At 53.6% G+C, this 16,744-nt stretch carries 15 protein-coding genes; 4 read left to right on the forward strand and 11 right to left on the reverse strand.

Features of this window, described 5'->3' with window-relative positions; all coding sequences use genetic code 11:
- Positions 1-134: 134 nt before the first annotated feature.
- Complete coding sequence (gene glpK / locus K0778_RS08535) at positions 135-1,643, reverse strand: glycerol kinase GlpK (protein ID WP_000136788.1); 1,509 nt, start codon at positions 1,641-1,643, stop codon at positions 135-137.
- A gap of 22 nt (positions 1,644-1,665) precedes the next feature.
- On the reverse strand, positions 1,666-2,511 hold the full coding sequence (gene glpF / locus K0778_RS08540) for a glycerol uptake facilitator protein GlpF (RefSeq protein WP_000084268.1): 846 nt from the start codon (positions 2,509-2,511) through the stop codon (positions 1,666-1,668).
- A 424-nt stretch (positions 2,512-2,935) separates the two neighbouring features.
- On the opposite strand from glpF, the gene zapB reads away from it, so the two are divergent.
- Positions 2,936-3,181, forward strand: a complete 246-nt coding sequence (gene zapB / locus K0778_RS08545; protein ID WP_001296623.1) for a septal ring assembly protein ZapB — start codon at positions 2,936-2,938, stop codon at positions 3,179-3,181.
- An 84-nt stretch (positions 3,182-3,265) separates the two neighbouring features.
- Here zapB and rraA read toward each other — a convergent pair whose 3' ends face one another.
- From rraA to priA, 7 genes are all read right to left on the reverse strand, one after another.
- A complete protein-coding gene (gene rraA, locus K0778_RS08550) occupies positions 3,266-3,751 on the reverse strand; it encodes a ribonuclease E activity regulator RraA (RefSeq protein WP_063084769.1) in 486 nt (161 codons plus the stop codon).
- Between the two features lie 92 nt (positions 3,752-3,843).
- Complete coding sequence (gene menA, locus K0778_RS08555) at positions 3,844-4,770, reverse strand: 1,4-dihydroxy-2-naphthoate polyprenyltransferase (RefSeq protein ID WP_000139496.1); 927 nt, start codon at positions 4,768-4,770, stop codon at positions 3,844-3,846.
- A 66-nt stretch (positions 4,771-4,836) separates the two neighbouring features.
- Entirely contained in the window at positions 4,837-6,168 is a 1,332-nt protein-coding gene (hslU, locus tag K0778_RS08560) for an HslU--HslV peptidase ATPase subunit (protein WP_001293341.1), read from the reverse strand.
- A 9-nt stretch (positions 6,169-6,177) separates the two neighbouring features.
- The gene (gene hslV, locus K0778_RS08565) at positions 6,178-6,708 is read right to left on the reverse strand and encodes an ATP-dependent protease subunit HslV (RefSeq protein WP_000208242.1); all 531 of its coding nucleotides are present in this window, start codon (positions 6,706-6,708) and stop codon (positions 6,178-6,180) included.
- Between the two features lie 92 nt (positions 6,709-6,800).
- Positions 6,801-7,760: a cell division protein FtsN gene (gene ftsN / locus K0778_RS08570; RefSeq protein WP_000068828.1), complete on the reverse strand. Its 960-nt coding sequence runs from the start codon at positions 7,758-7,760 to the stop codon at positions 6,801-6,803.
- Positions 7,761-7,851: 91 nt separating this feature from the next.
- Entirely contained in the window at positions 7,852-8,877 is a 1,026-nt protein-coding gene (gene cytR, locus K0778_RS08575; RefSeq protein ID WP_000644904.1) for a DNA-binding transcriptional regulator CytR, read from the reverse strand.
- A gap of 155 nt (positions 8,878-9,032) precedes the next feature.
- A complete protein-coding gene (priA, locus tag K0778_RS08580) occupies positions 9,033-11,231 on the reverse strand; it encodes a primosomal protein N' (RefSeq protein WP_001301269.1) in 2,199 nt (732 codons plus the stop codon).
- A gap of 202 nt (positions 11,232-11,433) precedes the next feature.
- On the opposite strand from priA, the gene rpmE reads away from it, so the two are divergent.
- Positions 11,434-11,646 (forward strand): 50S ribosomal protein L31, encoded by a 213-nt coding sequence (gene rpmE, locus K0778_RS08585; RefSeq protein WP_000710769.1) that lies wholly within the window; start codon positions 11,434-11,436, stop codon positions 11,644-11,646.
- A 60-nt stretch (positions 11,647-11,706) separates the two neighbouring features.
- Here rpmE and K0778_RS08590 read toward each other — a convergent pair whose 3' ends face one another.
- Together K0778_RS08590 and metJ are read right to left on the reverse strand one after the other, a co-directional pair.
- Positions 11,707-12,315: a YiiX family permuted papain-like enzyme gene (locus K0778_RS08590; protein ID WP_000797353.1), complete on the reverse strand. Its 609-nt coding sequence runs from the start codon at positions 12,313-12,315 to the stop codon at positions 11,707-11,709.
- 183 nt (positions 12,316-12,498) lie between these two features.
- Complete coding sequence (gene metJ, locus K0778_RS08595; protein ID WP_000852812.1) at positions 12,499-12,816, reverse strand: met regulon transcriptional regulator MetJ; 318 nt, start codon at positions 12,814-12,816, stop codon at positions 12,499-12,501.
- A 276-nt stretch (positions 12,817-13,092) separates the two neighbouring features.
- Between metJ and metB the strand changes: the two genes are divergently transcribed.
- Entirely contained in the window at positions 13,093-14,253 is a 1,161-nt protein-coding gene (metB, locus tag K0778_RS08600) for a cystathionine gamma-synthase (protein WP_001301270.1), read from the forward strand.
- Between the two features lie 2 nt (positions 14,254-14,255).
- On the forward strand, positions 14,256-16,688 hold the full coding sequence (metL, locus tag K0778_RS08605; RefSeq protein ID WP_063084768.1) for a bifunctional aspartate kinase/homoserine dehydrogenase II: 2,433 nt from the start codon (positions 14,256-14,258) through the stop codon (positions 16,686-16,688).
- The last annotated feature ends 56 nt before the right edge of the window (positions 16,689-16,744 follow it).

The following is a 16,744-nucleotide window of genomic DNA, read 5'->3' on the forward strand; positions in this document are numbered from 1 at the left end:
AGCAAACTCTAAGCAGTAAGGAATGGCGCGAAGTGTAGCACAGGGGAAGGGAGGGATTATTGATGTGTGCGGGGTTGCCCCCGCACGTTTCGGGACTACCGGATGCGGCATAAACGCTTCATTCGGCATTTACATTATTCGTCGTGTTCTTCCCACGCCATCGCGCGTTTAACCGCTTTTTTCCAGCCTGCGTAACGGTAATTACGCTCAGTGGTTTCGATGCCTGGACGGAACTCGCGCTCAATCACCGCTTTCTCTTGCAGCTCGTCGAGGTTCTGCCAGAAGCCAACCGCCAGGCCTGCGAGATAGGCCGCACCCAATGCGGTGACTTCGCGCACTTCCGGGCGCTCAACGCGGGTGCCGAGAATATCGGACTGGAACTGCATCAGGAAATTGTTTGCTACTGCGCCACCATCCACGCGCAGGGCGTGCAGACGGATACCAGAGTCGGCCTGCATCGCTTCCAGCACGTCACGCGTCTGATAAGCAATAGACTCCAGCGTCGCGCGTATAATGTGGTTAGCGTTCACCCCACGAGTCAGACCGAAAATCGCCCCGCGCGCATACGGGTCCCAGTACGGCGCACCCAGCCCGGTAAATGCCGGAACCACATACACACCATTGGTGTTTTGCACTTTGGTGGCGAAATATTCGGAATCGTAGGCGTCGTTAATCAACTTCATTTCATCGCGCAGCCACTGAATGGATGCGCCTGCCATAAACACCGCACCTTCCAACGCATAGTTCACTTCGCCAGTCGGGCCGCAGGCGATGGTGGTCAGCAGGCCGTTTTCTGATTTCACCGCTTTCTCGCCAGTGTTCATCAGCATAAAGCAGCCAGTGCCATAGGTGTTCTTCGCCATCCCTTCTTTCACGCACAACTGACCAAACAGCGCGGCCTGCTGGTCACCGGCGATCCCGGAGATTGGAATACGCGTGCCGCCTTTGCCGCCAATGTTAGTCTGACCGTATACTTCGGAAGAACGACGCACTTCTGGCAGCATCTCGCGCGGAATATCCAGCACTTCCAGCATTTTGTCGTCCCAGTCCAGGGTATGGATGTTGAACAACATGGTACGAGAGGCGTTGGTGTAATCGGTCACATGGACACGGCCCTGAGTCATTTTCCAGATAAGCCACGTATCAACCGTACCAAACAGCAATTCACCACGACGTGCACGCTCGCGAGAGCCTTCCACATGGTCGAGGATCCACTTCACTTTGGTGCCAGAAAAGTACGGGTCAATCACCAGACCGGTATTGCTGCGGATATAATCTTCTAAACCGTCACGTTTTAAATGCTCGCAGATTTCTGCGGTACGACGGCACTGCCAGACAATGGCGTTATAGATAGGCTTGCCGGTTTCTTTTTCCCAGACAATAGTGGTTTCACGCTGGTTCGTAATACCGATAGCTGCAATTTGATCGGAACTGATATCGGCTTTCGCCAGCACTTCTACCAGCGTGGAGCTTTGGGTGGCCCAGATTTCCATTGGGTCGTGTTCTACCCAACCTGGTTTTGGGTAGATTTGCTCAAATTCGCGCTGCGACACGCTAATGATATTGGCATCGTGATCCATTACGACCGCGCGGGAGCTGGTGGTGCCCTGGTCGAGCGCAACGATATATTTTTTTTCAGTCATGTTTAATTGTCCCGTAGTCATATTACAGCGAAGCTTTTTGTTCTGAAGGAGTTGTGGTTTCCTTTTCTTCCACAACACAGATATCGCAAGGCAAATGGCGACCAATCAGTTTGCGGTAGGCAAATGCACCTACAATCGCGCCAACGATAGGGCCGAAAAGCGGCACCAGGAAGTAAGGAATGTCTCTGCCGCCGGTAAAGGCGACATTGCCCCAGCCCGCCAGCCAGGCAAAGACTTTCGGACCGAAGTCACGCGCTGGGTTCATGGCAAAACCTGTCAATGGGCCCATAGATGCGCCAATGACCGCAATCAGTAGACCAATCAGCAAGGGAGCCAAAGGGCCGCGTGGTACACCGTTGCCATCGTCCGTTAACGCCAGGATCAGCCCCATCAGAATAGCGGTAATCACCATCTCAACTGCGAAAGCCTGCACAAAATTGATATGAGGATTAGGGTAAGTAGAGAAAGTGCCAGCCAGATCAACACTTTCAACGCTGCCGCGAACAATGTGATGAGTCTGCTCGAAGTCGAAAAATAAATTGTAGTAAAGCCCGTAAACTAAAGCCGCAGCACAGAAAGCGCCGGCAACTTGTGAAACGATAAAAGGAATAACTTTGCGCTTGTCGAAACAGGCAAACAGCCACAATGCAATGGTAACAGCGGGATTAAGATGCGCGCCGGAAACCCCTGCGGTCAGGTAGATGGCCATTGCCACCCCCAGTCCCCAAATGACACTGATTTCCCACTGACCAAAAGACGCACCAGCGACTTTTAGTGCTGCAACGCAACCCACACCGAAGAAAATCAACAACCCGGTACCGAGGAATTCAGCAATGCACTGGCCTTTCAAGGTTGATGTTTGACTCATAATCGGATCCTGAAGAGTTAATGTTTGTTGTATGCGTGAAAGTCACGGACCTCCACGATGCTTGTAGGCATGCTGTAAACTTATCGTTAACGAGCAAAAACGAGAAATATCGAACTTAAAATGTGTGTGCCTCGTCATAAAATGAGCGTTATCGCGCCATTTATTCCATCTGATTGTACATGATGCATGTTTGTTAGATCATTCGCGCAACAAATTTATTAACATTTTCGATTGATGTGGATTATGTCACCAGGAGAAGGATGAAAAGTGTGGCAAACCGTAATCTGCAAGGCGTGCCGCTGGACAGCGATGGCGCGGCTTCATACAATCGGAGCTAACTAAAGTGCGCTCGTATTTATTAAGGCGTCACCGGTAATCGGGACGAGGATTTTTATCCATCAACGCCTTGCAATTCAGGAGAGGTATGACAATGTCATTAGAAGTGTTTGAGAAACTGGAAGCAAAAGTACAGCAGGCGATTGATACCATCACTCTGTTGCAGATGGAAATCGAAGAGCTGAAAGAAAAAAACAACTCACTGTCGCAGGAAGTTCAAAATGCCCAGCATCAGCGCGAAGAGCTGGAGCGTGAGAACAACCATCTGAAAGAACAGCAGAACGGCTGGCAGGAACGTCTGCAGGCCCTGCTGGGTCGCATGGAAGAGGTCTGATTACGCTTCATCTTCCGCGTAATTTCTTTACTGTGTAGGCCAACAGGTAACGCAGAAAAAAGGCACCTTGCGGTGCCTTTCTTATCATTCAATATCCAGCGGATCTTCTGAAAGAATAATCCCGGTATTGTCGGCATAAAGATGGTCGCCGGAGAAGAAGGTGACACCGCCAAAATTGACGCGGACATCGCTTTCGCCAATGCCTTCGCCAGCGGCACCAACCGGAATTGCCGCCATCGCCTGGATGCCGATATCCAACTCTTCCAGGTCATCTACCTGACGCACCGCGCCGTAAATGACCAGACCTTCCCATTCATTTTGTACTGCCAGACGCGCCAGTTCAGCATCGACCAGTGCGCGACGAACAGAACCACCGCCATCGACGACAAGAACACGACCACGGCCATTCTGTTCGAGCAGATCGTACAGCAACCCGTTGTCCTCGAAACATTTTACCGTGATTATTTGTCCGCCAAACGACGCCCGTCCGCCAAATTTGGAGAACAGCGGTTCCACGACGTTAACATCTTCTTGATAGATGTCACAAAGCTCGGAAGTATCGTATTTCATAGGCTTAACATTCAGTTGCTGCGAGAATTTTCAGTATATCGCGCTATGTGGGCTGTTGGCAAAATCATCAATTGTTAATTGATATTTGTCAGTTATGCTGCCCACTGGCTTAGGAATATCCCTAAAACAAACAGCAGGTTAGTCAGTAACGCTCCCTTGACAGTACGTTCCAGCATTGGTCGCATCGCCACCGGGTCCATTTCCCGCATCACATAACGGGCTTGCTTCACCAGTAATGGTGCCGCCAGCAGGAACAGCCAGCCCCACAGGCTATGCAGCGAAAAGAGATTAAACAGCGCCAGACACACCAGCGAGCCCATCAGCAGGCAGGCATGATAACGACGCGCGTTCACTTCACCTAAGCGCACCACCAGCGTGTTTTTGCCATTTTCGCGGTCGCTATTGATATCACGCAGGTTATTAATATTCAGTACTGCCGTTGCCAGCAGGCCGCATGCGGTCGCCGGAAGGATCAGTGCCGGAATCAATGTATGAGCCTGTAAATACCAGCTCCCCATGACACTCAACCAGCCAAAGAAAACCAGTACGGAAATATCACCCAGACCGATATAACCATAAGGACGATTGCCCACGGTGTAGGTGATAGCGGCAATGATCGACAACCCGCCAAGAATCAGGAAACCGACAAAATCGGCCAGCGTATGGCATGCCACTGCAACCAGTGCCAGCCCGGAGAGACAGATGAGCACGACGGTAATAATGAGCGCCCGTTTCATCTCTTGCTGGGTAATGACCCCTTTTTGCATGCCGCGTAGCGGCCCAATGCGGTCAGGTTTATCGCTGCCTTTTACCGCATCGCCGTAATCATTGGCGAGGTTAGAAAGGATCTGTAATAGCCCGGCGGTAATTAGTGCCAGCAGGGCGACCAGCGGATCGAAGTGACCTTGCCACCATGCCAGCGCTGTCCCGACGATAATTGCAGCAAAGGCGAGGGGGAGGGTTTTAGGTCGTAAACTTTCCAGCCACGCCTGAGTTCGGCTAATTTGTTGTTCAGTCATAATACGCGCCAATAAAAATGGGGCCTTTCAGCCCCATCAAACAATGATGAAAATGATTGAACGCGATTATAGGATAAAACGGCTCAGATCTTCATCTGCCACCAACGCATCCAGATGTTTGCTCACATAATCTGCGTCAATAGTGATATTTTGACCGCTTAAATCGCTGGCGTCGTAGGAAATCTCTTCCATTAAACGCTCCAGAACAGTGTGTAAACGACGAGCACCGATGTTTTCGGTAGATTCGTTCACCTGCCATGCCGCTTCCGCGATGCGTTTAATACCGGAGTCGGTAAACTCGATATTTACGCCTTCAGTCGCCATCAGTGCTTTGTACTGCACGGTGATAGAGGCATTCGGCTCGGTCAGAATACGCTCGAAGTCGCTGGTGGTCAGCGCCTGCAGTTCAACGCGGATTGGCAGACGACCTTGCAGTTCCGGGATCAGGTCAGACGGTTTCGCAATCTGGAACGCGCCAGAAGCGATAAACAGAATGTGGTCAGTTTTGACCATCCCGTGTTTGGTGGAAACGGTGCAACCTTCTACCAGCGGCAGCAGGTCACGCTGAACGCCTTCACGAGAAACATCCGGACCGGAAGACTCGCCGCGCTTACAGATTTTGTCGATTTCGTCGATAAACACGATCCCGTGCTGCTCAACAGCGTCGATAGCGTCTTGCTTCAGCTCTTCCGGGTTCACCAGTTTCGCCGCTTCTTCTTCAATCAGCAGCTTCATGGCGTCTTTGATTTTCAGCTTACGCGCTTTTTGCTTCTGGCCGCCCAGGTTCTGGAACATGGACTGCAGCTGGCTGGTCATCTCTTCCATGCCCGGAGGAGCCATAATTTCAACGCCCATCGGTGCTGCGGCAAGATCGATCTCGATTTCTTTGTCATCAAGCTGGCCTTCACGCAGTTTTTTGCGGAATGCCTGACGAGCAGCGGACGGTTCCTGCTGCTGTTCGGTCTGTCCCCAGTTGTTTTTAGCAGGTGGGATCAGCACGTCGAGAATACGTTCTTCTGCCAGTTCTTCAGCGCGATAACGGTTTTTCTCGATAGCCTGGACGCGTACCATTTTCACGGCGGCATCGGTCAGATCGCGAATAATAGAATCCACTTCCTTACCGACGTAGCCCACTTCGGTGAATTTGGTCGCTTCAACTTTGATGAACGGCGCATTCGCCAGCTTAGCCAGACGACGGGCGATTTCAGTTTTACCGACACCGGTCGGGCCGATCATCAGGATATTTTTCGGGGTCACTTCATGGCGCAGCTCTTCGTTGAGCTGCATGCGACGCCAGCGGTTACGCAGAGCAATCGCCACAGAACGCTTGGCGTTGTCCTGGCCGATGATGTGCTTATCCAGTTCGCTGACGATTTCGCGTGGGGTCATTTCAGACATGGGAGATCCTTACGCTTTGTAGCTTAATTCTTCGATGGTGTGGAAATGGTTGGTATAGATGCAAATGTCGCCTGCAATATCCAACGCCTTTTCAGCAATTTCACGGGCGCTAAGTTCAGTGTTTTCTAACAGCGCGCGCGCCGCAGCCTGGGCGTAAGGGCCGCCGGAGCCGATAGCAATAAGATCGTTTTCTGGCTGCACCACGTCACCGTTACCGGTGATGATAAGCGATGCAGTTTCATCCGCGACTGCCAGCAGTGCTTCAAGTTTGCGCAGCATGCGATCGGTACGCCAGTCTTTTGCCAGCTCAACGGCGGCTTTGACCAGATGGCCCTGATGCATTTCCAGTTTACGTTCAAACAGTTCGAACAGCGTAAAAGCATCCGCAGTACCGCCCGCAAAGCCCGCGATGACTTTGTCGTTGTACAGACGGCGGACCTTTTTCACGTTGCCTTTCATTACGGTATTGCCCAACGTGGCCTGACCATCACCAGCGATGACCACATGGCCGTTACGGCGTACGCTTACTATAGTTGTCACGAGCTGACCCCTTGGTTACGAATACAGAGTACAAACCCCGTACAAAAGTACGGGGCATAATGCAATTATAGATGGGGGGGATTTTGAGGGTTTCAACCCCCGGCGGCGAGCCGAATGCAGTTTGTATGACCCGCCATCTTCAACCGATTGAGGGTGCTGTCTGCGTTCTCTTTGCCTTTCACCGGGCCAATGACCACACGATTCCAGCCATTGTTGGTGGTGATTTTCGAGTCAAAGCCTTCGAACGCCAGCTGAGCACGTACCGTCTCTGCCTGTTCCGCGCCTCTGAACGAACCGCACTGCACCATCCAGCGGCGTTCGTCTTTTTTCTCCGCCGTCGGTTTTGGCGCGTCAGCGGCACGAGCAACTGGCGCAGCTTGCTGCGGCTTCGACTGCGCAGTCGTGTGCGCAGGAGTTTGCAGCAGATCCTGGTACGGCTGCTGAGAAGAAGCCGGTTTAGACTGGCGCGGTTGCGCCTGTACCGGTGCGGCTTGCGACGTACGCGTCTGCTGCTGCCAGCTTTGTTCAGTCGTACGCGACTGCTGAGCCAGGCGTTGCTGTTCCGCTAATTGCTGCGCCTGACGTTGGCGCTGTAGCGTTTGCTGACGCTGTTCCGGCGTCTGTTCATTCCACGGAACTTCAACCAGCTGCGTTGGCTGCTGGCGCATATCAGCCTGCATTTGTTCAAGAAGCTGACGTTGTTCTGGTGTCAGTTGCTCCGGCGTTTTCACTTCACCACCGGCAGAAGGTTCTGTGGGCGCACGCACTCCCGGCTGGCGACTTTCCAGCTCTTTAATGTAGCGCCAGCGTTCTTCTGGTTTTGGTGGTAGTCCGTTTCCGGTCACTTTCTGGCTTTGCAGCGTCTCGGACTCTTCTTTCTTGTGATGCGTAATGAAGTACAGACCACCGATAAAGGTCACAAGAACGGCGGCAGCAATAGCGACCATAGCGGGAGAAACCGCAGGCAGATTTCGTTGCTTTTTCCGTGAGGTGCTCTTTTTTCGCCGCGAAGGTGCCGGTTGGCTGCGGCGTACATAATCTCGTTGTGCCACTATCGTTTCGCTGTATTTATTCGTTCGTCAGCCCGCCATGTTACTTAAGCGGCGGGCCTTTGACCAGTCACGGCAGTCTTAAAGGTTTACTTTAAGGTAACGCGCGTGTTGATCCCCGGATGATAAGTTCGCAGTCCATTAAACGAGAGCCACTGCCAACGTGTTGCCCCTGCATTTGATCAAGCAATAACAGCATAGCTTCCCGACCGATTTCGTAACGCGGCTGCGCGATGGTTGTCAGCGGCGGATCACAAAATTGCGTCAGGTCGATGTTATCAAAACCGATTATGGAAAGGTCTTCCGGGACTTTCAGCCCCTGGCGTTTTGCCTGAGAAAGTGCGCCGAGCGCCATCACATCGCTATGGCAGAAGACAGCAGTAGGCGGTTGTGGAAGATCAAGCAGCTGCTGCATCGCTTTGCTTCCGGCTTCGAAGGTGAAGTCGCCACGGGCGATGTATTGCGGATCAACCATAATGCCGCAGCGACGCAGCGCCTGAACATAGCCTTGCAGGCGGTAGTGACACAGCGGCATCTCTTCGGGACCGGCTATACAGCCAATCCGTTTATGCCCTTGCTCATATAAATAATTTACTGCATCAAATGCGGCGGTCAGATTGTCGATATGAACTGTAGGCAGCTCCAGCTCCGGTGCAAATTCGTTCGCCATCACCATCGGCGGCAGATTACGCTGTTCCTCAATGCTGGCATCAAACGGCAGCCTTGAACCCAGCAACAACATGCCATCAATTTGCTTGGTGATGATCAAATCGATAAAGGTTTTTTCCTGCTGATTTTGATGCGCACAGTCGCCAATCAGCACCAGATATCCGTGATTTGCCGCCGTAACTTCGATACCGCGAATAATTTCGCTAAAGAAGGGATCGCAGATATCCGGGACAATCACCAGAATGGTGCGGGATTCATTACGCTTGACGTTGCGCCCCATAGGCTGCGGTAAATAACCCACTTCCCGGGCCGCTTTTTCAACCCGATTACGGGTGGCCTGGGAGACTTTATCGGGATTCATTAATGCTCGGGAGACGGTCGCTGTAGAGACTTTTGCCTTGAGGGCAACGTCTTTCATGGTCGCGGCAGTTTCCTGCTTCTTCGCTTTCACACTCACTCCTCGCCTGGCACGTCAGGCGTACTACATCCATGTTTACTTCACATCGGCAACATTTTTAGCAGATAGCGCGTGAAAACGGTTACAGAATTTTCATGAAAAGTGTGATGAATATTGAATTTTTCGATCCGCCTCGCATCGTGAGCGGTTTAACCCTCAATCGGATCAACATCCAGCACCCATTTCACCTTACGGGAATCCGGTATTGTATTGATGAGCGCCAGCGTACCGTTAATGATGTGTTGCAAGCGCACGCGGGAAGGGTGCTGCAACAATATCTGCCAGCGCCAGCGACCGCCACGTTTAGGTGCCAGAGCCGGAACCGGACCGAGAACCCACAGTTTCTCGTCTGCCAGTGGGCTGGAGAGGATCAGATTACGCAGTTGTTGCAGGAACAATGGCGCGTGCTGATTGTTATGATCTTCCGCACGCACAATCACATGGCTGGTCCACGGCGGTAGCTGCATCATTCGCCGCTCAGCCAGCGCCTGTTCGGCAAAGGCGTCGTAGCCTTTATAGAGCAACGTTTGCAACAGAGGATGTTCCGGATGGTGCGTTTGCAGCACCACTTCGCCCTGTTTACCCGCACGCCCGGCACGACCGGCGACCTGGGTGTAAAGCTGAGCGAAACGCTCTGCCGAGCGAAAATCGGCAGAAAACAGCGCGCCGTCCACGTCCAGTAATGCAACCAGCGTCACATCCGGGAAATGGTGACCTTTCGCCAGCATTTGTGTACCAATCAAAATCCGCGCGCCGCCGCGATGTACTTCTGCCAGTTGCTGTTCCAGCGCCCCTTTGCGGCTGGTGGTATCGCGGTCGATACGAGAAATGGGCACGCCGGGGAACAACGGCGCGAGCGTCTGTTCAAGCTGTTCGGTGCCCAGCCCCACGGGGACCAGGTGCGTGGAACCGCAGGAAGGGCACTGGCGCGGCACCGGACGCTGACTGTCACAGTGGTGGCAGCGCAGATGGTGCTGCGCCTGATGCAGCGTGTAGTAGTGATCGCAACGTGGGCATTCGGCAATCCAGCCACAGTCGTGGCACAGCAGTGCAGGCGCAAAGCCACGGCGGTTAAGAAAGAGAATGACCTGGTTATCAGCCTGTAAATGCTGGCGCATACGAGTGATTAACGCCGGAGCCAGACCTGCCTGCACCTTCTGACCTTTTAAATCCAGCACATGTTGAATTGCCGGACGCGCATTCCCTGCCCGACGGGTCAGGCGCAGCAGGCGGTATTTTTTCTGCTGGACGTTGCATAACGTTTCCAGCGCGGGCGTTGCGGAGCCAAGAATAATCGGGATTTGCTCGCTGTGCGCACGATACACCGCCAGGTCGCGGGCATGATAGCGCCAGCCTTCCTGCTGCTTGTAGGAGCTGTCGTGCTCTTCATCAATGACAATCACGCCGAGATTTTTAAACGGCGTAAACAGCGCGGAGCGGGTGCCGATCACAATCGCCGCCTCACCATTTTTCGCTTTCAGCCACGCCGAAAGACGCTCGCTGTCGTTCAGGCCGGAATGCAGAACTTCCACGGGGGCATTAAAACGTTCACGAAAACGGGCGATAGTTTGCGGTGTCAGGCCGATTTCCGGCACCATCACCAGCGCCTGTTTGCCCTGAGCGAGCACGTTTTCCAGTACGCTGAGATAAACCTCCGTTTTACCGGAACCGGTAACGCCCGCCAGCAGCCAGGCAGAAAAAGTATCTGCCGCGCTATGAATTGCGCCAACGGCGGTGGCCTGTTCGGTATTCAATCGCAACCGCTCACCAGAAACGGCATAGTTCGTTCGCCAGTCGCTAAACTCTGGTGTTTCACTTGCTAAATCACACAGACCTTTTTTGCGTAGCGCCTGCAACGCGGCATCATTAAATTCGAGCGTGGCGACCTGGTCGCGCCAGATTTTGCCTTGCCGTAACGCCGCCAGCGCCTGTTGTTGCTTGGGGGAGCGTTTCAGGCTGTTCAGATCCACCGCCTGGCCTTGTTCAGTGGCAAACCAGTACCACATCGGCGCGTTCGCCGCAGGCCGCCCCTGGCGTAGTAAAATCGGCAAGGCATGAAACAGCACATCGCCAATCGGATGATGATAGTAATCTGCCGCCCATAGCAGCAATCGCCAGACGGAGTGAGTAAACACCGGCTCACTATCCAGCACTTCGACTACCGCTTTTAGCTCATTGAGCGGCAGTTCGCTGGCATCGCTAACTGATACCACAATCCCGATGCGCTCCTGCTGTTTGCCAAACGGCACGCGCACGCGACACCCAGCTTTAACCGTCATGCCTTCTGGCAGCAGATAGTCAAAGGTACGAGGAAGCGGAACGGGCAAGGCAACGTGGGCAACGGGCATAGCATCATCCTGACTTGAAATTCGGTGGGTTAGTATACACATTGCCGTAGAAGAGTGCGGATCAGTTTGCATACGCTGGTTAATTTCTGTATGATTTCGCGCCTTCGTACGAAATGATCGTATTGAAGCTATACTTTTAACATCGCGTGGTGTCTGGCGTTAGGGCTGGAAGAGCGACGCGGCCTTAAACCGAGGTTTTCCCATGAAAAAAGATATTCACCCGAAATACGAAGAAATTACTGCTAGCTGCTCTTGCGGTAACGTAATGAAAATCCGCTCCACCGTTGGTCATGACCTGAACCTCGACGTGTGCAGCAAGTGCCACCCGTTCTTCACTGGCAAACAGCGTGATGTTGCTACCGGTGGCCGTGTTGACCGCTTCAACAAGCGTTTCAACATCCCGGGCAGCAAATAAGACCGGATTTCCGAAAAAAGCGCCGCACGGCGCTTTTTTTGTGCCTGAATTTTGGTCGTATTACCACGAAAACAGCGGCCATTCTTTGGCGACCGTGGTGAGTTGTGGCGCATCGAAAACGGCTTGTGGCGAGACCACCGTTTCCTCAAGCGGAATATTCTTGCCGTAACGTTCTTTGAGCTTTGCCTGAACTTGTGGGCTGCTCAGGTCGAACTCTTTCAACTTCTGCTGCTCGCCCACGCGCATTCCCAGCGCGTTCTGGTAAACCTTCCACACCACTTCCGAACAGTACTGGCGATCGTCGCTCCATGAGAAGCTGAAATCATACGGTTTACCGAGATAACGTTTTGCCGTTTGCGCCAGTTTTTGCTGTTGTTCAACACTCAGTCCGCCTTCAACGCGGCGAACAACGTATTTGCCCTTTTCACCATGGGCGATCCACTGCTTGAGCGGGGTGTATTTCACCGGGCCGACTGCTTCAAAAACGTAGGGCTTTTTGTTGCGTATCACCAGCATACCGGTGTGGCTATAATCGGTATGGGTCGCCAGTTGGATCGCTTTACTTTGCGATGAGCGAGAGATCTGAAAGATGATGTCGCCGGTTTGTGGCTGCCAGGCAAAGGCAGGTACAGAAACCAGCAGGCTGAGGATCAGCAGCCTGTTTTTCATAGTTAAACGTCCATGTATAAAAAGCGGTGGGTCGCAGACAACGTGCTCGTTGTTTATGCCGGATGCGGCGTGAACGCCTTATCCGGCCTACAAGTTCGTGCAAATTCAATAAATTGCAATATGACGTAGGCCTGATAAGCGTAGCGCATCAGGCGATTCCACTCCGCGCCGCTCTTTTTTGCTTTAGTATTCCCACGTCTCCGGGTTAATCCCCATCTCACGCATGATCTCTTTTGCCGCTTCCGGGATTTCGTCGCTGCGCTCTTTACGCAGATCGGCATCATCCGGCAAAGGTTGCCCGGTAAAGGCATGCAGAAACGCTTCGCACAGCAGCTCGCTGTTGGTAGCGTGACGCAGGTTGTTCACCTGACGACGCGTGCGTTCATCGGTGAGGATTTTTAACACCTTAAGAGGAATGGAAACCGTAATCTTTTTGACTTGTTCACTCTTCTTGCCGTGCTCAGCGTATGGGCTGATATATTCGCCGCTCCATTCAGCCATGAGATACTTAATCCTCTTCGTCAATAAATTGAGACCAGACCACACAGTTGATGTGGGTACTGACCGTAAACCCGCATAGTTTACCGTACAGGCGTTACCGTGACATCGTGTAATGCACCTGTCGGCGTGATAATGCATATAATTTTAACGGCTATTTGGGATTTGCTCAATCTATACGCAAAGAAGTTTAGATGTCCAGATGTATTGACGTCCATTAACACAATGTTTACTCTGGTGCCTGACATTTCACCGACAAAGCCCAGGGAACTTCATCACATGACGCGTAAACAGGCCACCATCGCAGTGCGTAGCGGGTTAAATGACGACGAACAGTATGGTTGCGTTGTCCCACCGATCCATCTTTCCAGCACCTATAACTTTACCGGATTTAATGAACCTCGCGCGCATGATTACTCGCGTCGCGGCAACCCAACGCGCGATGTGGTTCAGCGTGCGCTGGCAGAACTGGAAGGTGGTGCTGGTGCAGTACTTACTAATACCGGCATGTCCGCGATTCACCTGGTAACGACCGTCTTTTTGAAACCTGGCGATCTGCTGGTTGCGCCGCACGACTGCTACGGCGGTAGCTATCGCCTGTTCGACAGTCTGGCGAAACGCGGTTGCTATCGCGTGTTGTTTGTTGATCAAGGCGATGAACAGGCAATACGGGCAGCGCTGGCAGAAAAACCCAAACTGGTACTGGTAGAAAGCCCAAGTAATCCATTGTTACGCGTCGTGGATATTGCGAAAATCTGCCATCTGGCAAGGGAAGTCGGGGCGGTGAGCGTGGTGGATAACACCTTCTTAAGCCCGGCATTACAAAATCCGCTGGCATTAGGTGCCGATCTGGTGTTGCATTCATGCACGAAATATCTGAACGGTCACTCAGACGTAGTGGCCGGCGTGGTGATTGCTAAAGACCCGGACGTTGTCACTGAACTGGCCTGGTGGGCAAACAATATTGGCGTGACGGGCGGCGCGTTTGACAGCTATCTGCTGCTACGTGGGTTGCGAACGCTGGTGCCGCGTATGGAGCTGGCGCAGCGCAACGCGCAGGCGATTGTGAAATACCTGCAAACCCAGCCGTTGGTGAAAAAACTGTATCACCCGTCGTTGCCGGAAAATCAGGGGCATGAAATTGCCGCGCGCCAGCAAAAAGGCTTTGGCGCAATGTTGAGTTTTGAACTGGATGGCGATGAGCAGACGCTGCGTCGTTTCCTGGGCGGGCTGTCGTTGTTTACGCTGGCGGAATCATTAGGGGGAGTGGAAAGTTTAATCTCTCACGCCGCAACCATGACACATGCAGGCATGGCACCAGAAGCGCGTGCTGCCGCCGGGATCTCCGAGACGCTGCTGCGTATCTCCACCGGTATTGAAGATGGCGAAGATTTAATTGCCGACCTGGAAAATGGCTTCCGGGCTGCAAACAAGGGGTAAAAATGAGTGTGATTGCGCAGGCAGGGGCGAAAGGTCGTCAGCTGCATAAATTTGGTGGCAGTAGTCTGGCTGATGTGAAGTGTTATTTGCGTGTCGCGGGCATTATGGCGGAGTACTCTCAGCCTGACGATATGATGGTGGTTTCCGCCGCCGGTTGCACCACTAACCAGTTGATTAACTGGTTGAAACTAAGCCAGACCGATCGTCTCTCTGCGCATCAGGTTCAACAAACGCTGCGTCGCTATCAGTGCGATCTGATTAGCGGTCTGCTACCCGCTGAAGAAGCCGATAGCCTCATTAGCGCTTTTGTCAGCGATCTGGAACGCCTGGCGGCGTTGCTCGACAGTGGTATTAACGATGCGGTGTATGCGGAAGTGGTGGGCCACGGTGAAGTGTGGTCGGCGCGCCTGATGTCTGCGGTACTTAATCAACAAGGGCTGCCAGCGGCCTGGCTTGATGCCCGCGAGTTTTTACGCGCTGAACGCGCCGCACAACCGCAGGTTGATGAAGGGCTTTCTTATCCGTTGCTGCAACAGCTGCTGGTGCAACATCCGGGCAAACGTCTGGTGGTGACCGGATTTATCAGCCGCAACAACGCCGGTGAAACGGTGCTGCTGGGGCGTAACGGTTCCGACTATTCCGCGACACAAATCGGTGCGCTGGCGGGTGTTTCTCGCGTAACCATCTGGAGCGACGTCGCCGGGGTATACAGTGCCGACCCGCGTAAAGTGAAAGATGCCTGCCTGCTGCCGTTGCTGCGTCTGGATGAGGCCAGCGAACTGGCGCGCCTGGCGGCTCCCGTTCTTCACGCCCGTACTTTACAGCCGGTTTCTGGCAGCGAAATCGACCTGCAACTGCGCTGTAGCTACACGCCGGATCAAGGTTCCACGCGCATTGAACGCGTGCTGGCCTCCGGTACTGGTGCGCGTATTGTCACCAGCCACGATGATGTCTGTTTGATTGAGTTTCAGGTGCCCGCCAGTCAGGATTTCAAACTGGCGCATAAAGAGATCGACCAAATCCTGAAACGCGCGCAGGTACGCCCGCTGGCGGTTGGCGTACATAACGATCGCCAGTTGCTGCAATTTTGCTACACCTCAGAAGTGGCCGACAGTGCGCTGAAAATCCTCGACGAAGCGGGATTACCTGGCGAACTGCGCCTGCGTCAGGGGCTGGCGCTGGTGGCGATGGTCGGTGCAGGCGTCACCCGTAACCCGCTGCATTGCCACCGCTTCTGGCAGCAACTGAAAGGCCAGCCGGTCGAATTTACCTGGCAGTCCGATGACGGCATCAGCCTGGTGGCAGTACTGCGCACCGGCCCGACCGAAAGCCTGATTCAGGGGCTGCATCAGTCCGTCTTCCGCGCAGAAAAACGCATCGGCCTGGTATTGTTCGGTAAGGGCAATATCGGTTCCCGTTGGCTGGAACTGTTCGCCCGTGAGCAGAGCACGCTTTCGGCACGTACCGGCTTTGAGTTTGTGCTGGCAGGTGTGGTGGACAGCCGCCGCAGCCTGTTGAGCTATGACGGGCTGGACGCCAGCCGCGCGTTAGCCTTCTTCAACGATGAAGCGGTTGAGCAGGATGAAGAGTCGTTGTTCCTGTGGATGCGCGCCCATCCGTATGATGATTTAGTGGTGCTGGACGTTACCGCCAGCCAGCAGCTTGCTGATCAGTATCTTGATTTCGCCAGCCACGGTTTCCACGTTATCAGCGCCAACAAACTGGCGGGAGCCAGCGACAGCAATAAATATCGCCAGATCCACGACGCCTTCGAAAAAACCGGGCGTCACTGGCTGTACAATGCCACCGTCGGTGCGGGCTTGCCGATCAACCACACCGTGCGCGATCTGATCGACAGCGGCGATACTATTTTGTCGATCAGCGGGATCTTCTCCGGCACGCTCTCCTGGCTGTTCCTGCAATTCGACGGTAGCGTGCCGTTTACCGAGCTGGTGGATCAGGCGTGGCAGCAGGGCTTAACCGAACCTGACCCGCGTGACGATCTCTCTGGCAAAGACGTGATGCGCAAGCTGGTGATTCTGGCGCGTGAAGCAGGTTACAACATCGAACCGGATCAGGTACGTGTGGAATCGCTGGTGCCTGCTTATTGCGAAGGCGGCAGCATCGACCATTTCTTTGAAAATGGCGATGAACTGAACGAGCAGATGGTGCAACGGCTGGAAGCGGCCCGCGAAATGGGGCTGGTGCTGCGCTACGTGGCGCGTTTCGATGCCAACGGTAAAGCGCGTGTAGGCGTGGAAGCGGTGCGTGAAGATCATCCGTTGGCATCACTGCTGCCGTGCGATAACGTCTTTGCCATCGAAAGCCGCTGGTATCGCGATAACCCTCTGGTGATCCGCGGACCTGGCGCTGGGCGCGACGTCACCGCCGGGGCGATTCAGTCGGATATCAACCGGCTGGCACAGTTGTTGTAATTTCAGAAATTTAATAATGCCCGGTACTCATGTTTTCGGGTTTATGGTTTCTAATG

Origin of the sequence: Escherichia sp. XD33 (assembly GCF_019375075.1) — a bacterium.
GTDB lineage: Bacteria > Pseudomonadota > Gammaproteobacteria > Enterobacterales > Enterobacteriaceae > Enterobacter > Enterobacter flexneri_A.